Here is a 4,430-nt window from a genome sequence, read left to right as displayed (position 1 = left end):
CTCGATTCTCACGCCATCGTCGTCAGCCATCTTGTCGCGGCCGACTCCTCGACGCTCCGAGCCTCGCTACGCTCGATTCTCACGCCATCGTCGTCAGCCGGCTGCGTCCTCCGACGTCGCCGGAGCCGCGTTGTCGCCGCCACCCTTGCCGCCGCGACGGCGACGGTTGCGACGGGGACGGTTGCCACCCTCCGAACCGGAGTCGGCGGCGGCGTCGCCGTCCTCGGAACCGGAGTCGGCCGCAGGGGCCTCCTGCGCCGGGGCCTCCTGCGCCGGAGCGGACGCCGTGGCCGGGGCCTCGGCACCTGCGTCGTCGGCGAGGACCGCCGCGAGCGACAGCTTCCCGCGCGGGTCGATCTCCTTGAGCTCGACCTGGATCTTCTGGCCGATGGACAGCACGTCCTCGACCGCGTCGATCCGCTTGCCGCCGACCAGCTTGCGCACCTCGGAGATGTGCAGCAGGCCGTCCTTGCCCGGCAGCAGCGAGATGAACGCACCGAAGGTCGTGGTCTTGACCACGGTCCCCAGGAAGCGCTCGCCCACCTCGGGCATCTGCGGGTTGGCGATCGCGTTGATCTGCGCCCGAGCGGCGTCGGCCGAGGGGCCGTCGGTGGCACCGATGTAGATGGTGCCGTCGTCCTCGATCGAGATCTGCGCGCCGGTCTCGTCCTGGATCTGGTTGATCATCTTGCCCTTCGGGCCGATGACCTCACCGATCTTGTCGACCGGGACCGTGACGCTGATGACGCGAGGAGCGTAGGGGCTCATCTCGTCGGGCACGTCGATGGCCTCGTTCATGACGTCCAGGATGTGCAGGCGCGCGTCGCGGGCCTGGGTGAGCGCGCCACCGAGCACCGAGGCGGGGATGCCGTCGAGCTTGGTGTCGAGCTGGATCGCGGTGACGAACTCCCGCGTGCCGGCGACCTTGAAGTCCATGTCACCGAACGCGTCCTCGGCGCCGAGGATGTCGGTCAGTGCCGCATACTGCGTCTGGCCGTCGACCTCCGCGGAGACAAGACCCATCGCGATACCCGCGACCGGGGCGCGCAGCGGCACACCGGCGTTGAGCAGCGACAGCGTCGAGGCGCAGACCGAGCCCATCGAGGTCGAGCCGTTGGAGCCGAGCGCCTCGGAGACCTGGCGGATCGCGTAGGGGAACTCCTCGCGCGTCGGCAGCACGGGCATCAGGGCCCGCTCGGCGAGGGCGCCGTGACCGATCTCGCGGCGCTTCGGGCTCCCGACGCGACCGGTCTCACCGGTGCTGTAGGGCGGGAAGTTGTAGTTGTGCATGTAGCGCTTGCGCGTCACCGGCGAGAGGGTGTCGAGCATCTGCTCCATGCGCAGCATGTTCAGCGTGGTGACACCCATGATCTGGGTCTCGCCGCGCTCGAAGATCGCCGAACCGTGCACCCGCGGCAGCACCTCGACCTCGGCCGAGAGCGCGCGGATGTCGGCCAGCCCGCGGCCGTCGATGCGCACCTTGTCGGTGAGGATCCGCTGACGGATCAGCTTCTTCTGCACGGCGCGGAACGCCGCCGACAGCTCCTTCTCCCGGCCGGCGAAAGCACCAGCGGAAGCGTCCGCGTCATCTCCGTTGCCGGCGAGCGAGGCCTTCATGGCCGACTTGAGCTCGTCGAGCCTGCCCTCGCGCTCCTGCTTGCCCGCGATCTGCAGCGCGGCGCCCAGGTCGGCGGAGACAGCGGCCTCGACGGCGTCGTAGGCGTCGTCCTGGTAGTCCAGGAAGACCGGGAAGTCCTGCACCTCCTTGGCAGCCTTGGACGCGAGGTCTGCCTGCGCGGCACACAGCGCCGAGATGAACTTCTTGGAGGCCTCGAGGCCCTCGGCCACGACCTCCTCGGTCGGGGCGCCCTTGCCCTGGTTCTTGACCAGGTCCCAGGTGGCGTCGGTGGACTCGGCCTCGACCATCATGATCGCGACGTCATCGTCACCGTTGTCGTCCTTGCCGACGACGCGGCCGGCCACGACCATGTCGAAGACCGAGCGCTCGCTGTCGCTGAAGTTCGGGAAGGCGACCCACTGGCCGTCGATGAGCGAGACGCGGGTGGCGCCGATGGGGCCGCTGAACGGCAGGCCCGAGATCTGGGTCGAGGCGGACGCCGCGTTGATGGCGACCACGTCGTACTGGTGGTCCGGGTTCAGTCCCATGACCGTGATGACGACCTGGACCTCGTTGCGCAGCCCCTTCTTGAAGGTGGGGCGCAGCGGCCGGTCGATCAGGCGGCAGGTGAGGATCGCGTCGGTGGACGGACGCCCCTCGCGACGGAAGAAGCTGCCGGGGATCTTGCCCGCGGCATACATCCGCTCCTCGACGTCGACCGTCAGGGGGAAGAAGTCGAACTGCTCCTTGGGCTTGCTGCCCGCGGTCGTGGTGGACAACAGCGCGGTGTCGTCGTCGAGGTACGCCATGACGGCGCCGCCGGCCTGCTTGGCCAGGCGTCCGGTCTCGAAGCGCACCGTGCGGGTGCCGAACGAGCCGTTGTCGATCTTCGCCTCGGCGAAGGTGATTTCTGGACCCTCCATTGGGCCCTCCTGTTCTTTGTCTCTCTTCAGCATCCGTGCATCGTCGTTGTGCGCGGGCTGTCCTTGCGGTGGTGCAGCGGGAAGACCGCTCCTGGTGGGTACGCCGTGTGGTGACCTCCGCGCGGAAGGTGAGCACCCGGCATACGCACCGCCCTCATGCGAAAGGGGCGACCCGCGTCATCCAGACGAGAGTCGCCCCTGACATGAGAGACGTTTATCGGCGCAGCCCGAGGCGCTTGATCAACGAGCGGTAGCGCTCGATGTCGGTGGCCTGCAGGTAGCGCAGCATCCGCTTGCGGCGGCCGACCAGCAGCAGCAGCCCACGGCGGCTGTGGTGGTCGTGCTTGTGCTGGCGGGAGTGCTCGGTGAGGTCCTTGATGCGCTGCGTCAGCATCGCGATCTGGACCTCGGGGGAACCGGTGTCGCCGTCCTTGGTGGCGTACTCGGTCATGATCTGCTTCTTGACGTCTGTCGTCAGGGGCATGCGACACCATTCCGTTTCTTGGTCATTGCGCGGCGCGCCTGGGCTGGTCCACCAGGGCTCTCTCGTTCCGCGGCCGATATCACGGCACGGGCAAGGCTACCAGCGTGTGGCGGCGTAGCCCTAATCTGCGCCGTCTTCCCGTCGCAGCTCCTCGGCGGCAGGATCGCTGCGATCGGTCGCCGCGGCCCGTCGCTGCTCAAGGCCCCCGGCTGCGCAGGGTCTCCCAGATCTGCCGGGCCGCGGGCGCGGCCACCTTGCCGCCCTCGCCGCCCTGCCCGACGACCACGACGACCGCGTAGCGCGGCTTCGGAAGCGGCCCGTAGGACGCGAACCAGGCGGTGGCGTCCTTGCCGTAGACCTCGCCGGTCCCGGTCTTGCCCGCGACCGGGTAGGCGTCCAGCGGGAAGCCCCGGAACGCCTCGCTCGCGGTCCCGTCCCGGACCACACCGGCGAGGCCGGACCGCAACAGGGCCCACGTCTGCGGGTCCAGGTCGACGTAGCCGGTCACGTCACGGCGGAACGTCTTGACCTGCTCGCCGGTCGGTGTCCGCACACCCGCGGCCACCTGCGGCGTCCACAGCGTGCCGCCGTTGGCGATGGCTGCGTAGACCACGGCCATCTGCAGCGGTGTGACGGCGACGTCGCCCTGCCCGATGGCGAAGTTGACCGCATCGCCGCCGCGGAACTCGAAGCCGCCGGCGCAGTTCTCGACGGCGAGCTCCTTGAGGTAGGCCGCGCGCCGGCGGTCCTCGGCCTCGGGGTAGCCGCGCTTGGCCCGCTTGCAGACCTGGTCCTTGGTGCTCTCCCACTGCTGCCGCTTCCAGGCCCGGTCAGGGATGCGTCCCGCCGCCTCACCCGGCAGATCGATCCCGGTGGGTCTGCCCAGCCCGAACCGGCGCGCCATCGCCACGAACGGATCGTGCACGTCGCTCCTGGCGTCCAACCCACCGAGCCGCAGCCAGTTGTCGTAGGCGAACCGGTAGAACACCGTGTCGCAGGAGACCACCAGCGCCTGCCGCAACGTGATCATCCCGTAGGCGTGCGACTCGAAGTTGTGGAACCTCCGTCCGCCGACCTGCACGCTGGAGGAGCAGTCGTACTTCCCGGTGCGCTTGACACCGCTCTTGATCGCGGCGGGCAGCGAGACCACCTTGAAGGTCGAGGCCGGCGGGTAGAGCGCCGAGGTCACCCGGTCGGTGAGCGGCACGCCGGCCTTCTCGGAGGTCAGGTGCGCAAGCTCCCTGCTGCTGATCCCTCCCGTCCAGACCTCGGGCCGGTATGTCGGGTAGCTGGCTGCCGCGAGCACCGCACCGGTGCGCGTGTCCAGCACGACGGCCGCGCCCGTGTCGGCGGCGTCACCCGGCTGCTTCTTGCCGCGCGCGTCCGTGGTGGCCTGGCGGGCCTG

General features: G+C 69.5%; 3 protein-coding genes. All 3 read right to left on the bottom strand.

Features of this window, described 5'->3' with window-relative positions; genetic code table 11:
* Positions 1-93: 93 nt before the first annotated feature.
* On the bottom strand, positions 94-2,541 hold the full coding sequence (locus tag FRW57_RS17875; RefSeq protein WP_152186627.1) for a polyribonucleotide nucleotidyltransferase: 2,448 nt from the start codon (positions 2,539-2,541) through the stop codon (positions 94-96).
* Positions 2,542-2,755: 214 nt separating this feature from the next.
* Complete coding sequence (gene rpsO / locus FRW57_RS17870; RefSeq protein WP_137121466.1) at positions 2,756-3,025, bottom strand: 30S ribosomal protein S15; 270 nt, start codon at positions 3,023-3,025, stop codon at positions 2,756-2,758.
* A 196-nt stretch (positions 3,026-3,221) separates the two neighbouring features.
* Positions 3,222-4,430 (bottom strand): penicillin-binding transpeptidase domain-containing protein (locus tag FRW57_RS17865; RefSeq protein ID WP_275263185.1); only part of this gene is annotated, 1,209 nt, incomplete at its 5' end.

The sequence above is a fragment of the Segeticoccus rhizosphaerae genome (genome assembly GCF_009192725.1).
Classification (GTDB): Bacteria; Actinomycetota; Actinomycetes; order Actinomycetales; family Dermatophilaceae; genus Segeticoccus; species Segeticoccus rhizosphaerae.
This window is presented reverse-complemented; position numbering and strand designations above follow the sequence as displayed.

Bases quoted from the DNA above. Each gene is read 5' to 3' on its own strand.
- FRW57_RS17875 (WP_152186627.1), bottom strand. From the start codon at position 2,541: ATGGAGGGTCCAGAAATCACCTTCGCCGAGGCGAAGATCGACAACGGC.
- rpsO (WP_137121466.1), bottom strand. From the start codon at position 3,025: ATGCCCCTGACGACAGACGTCAAGAAGCAGATCATGACCGAGTACGCC.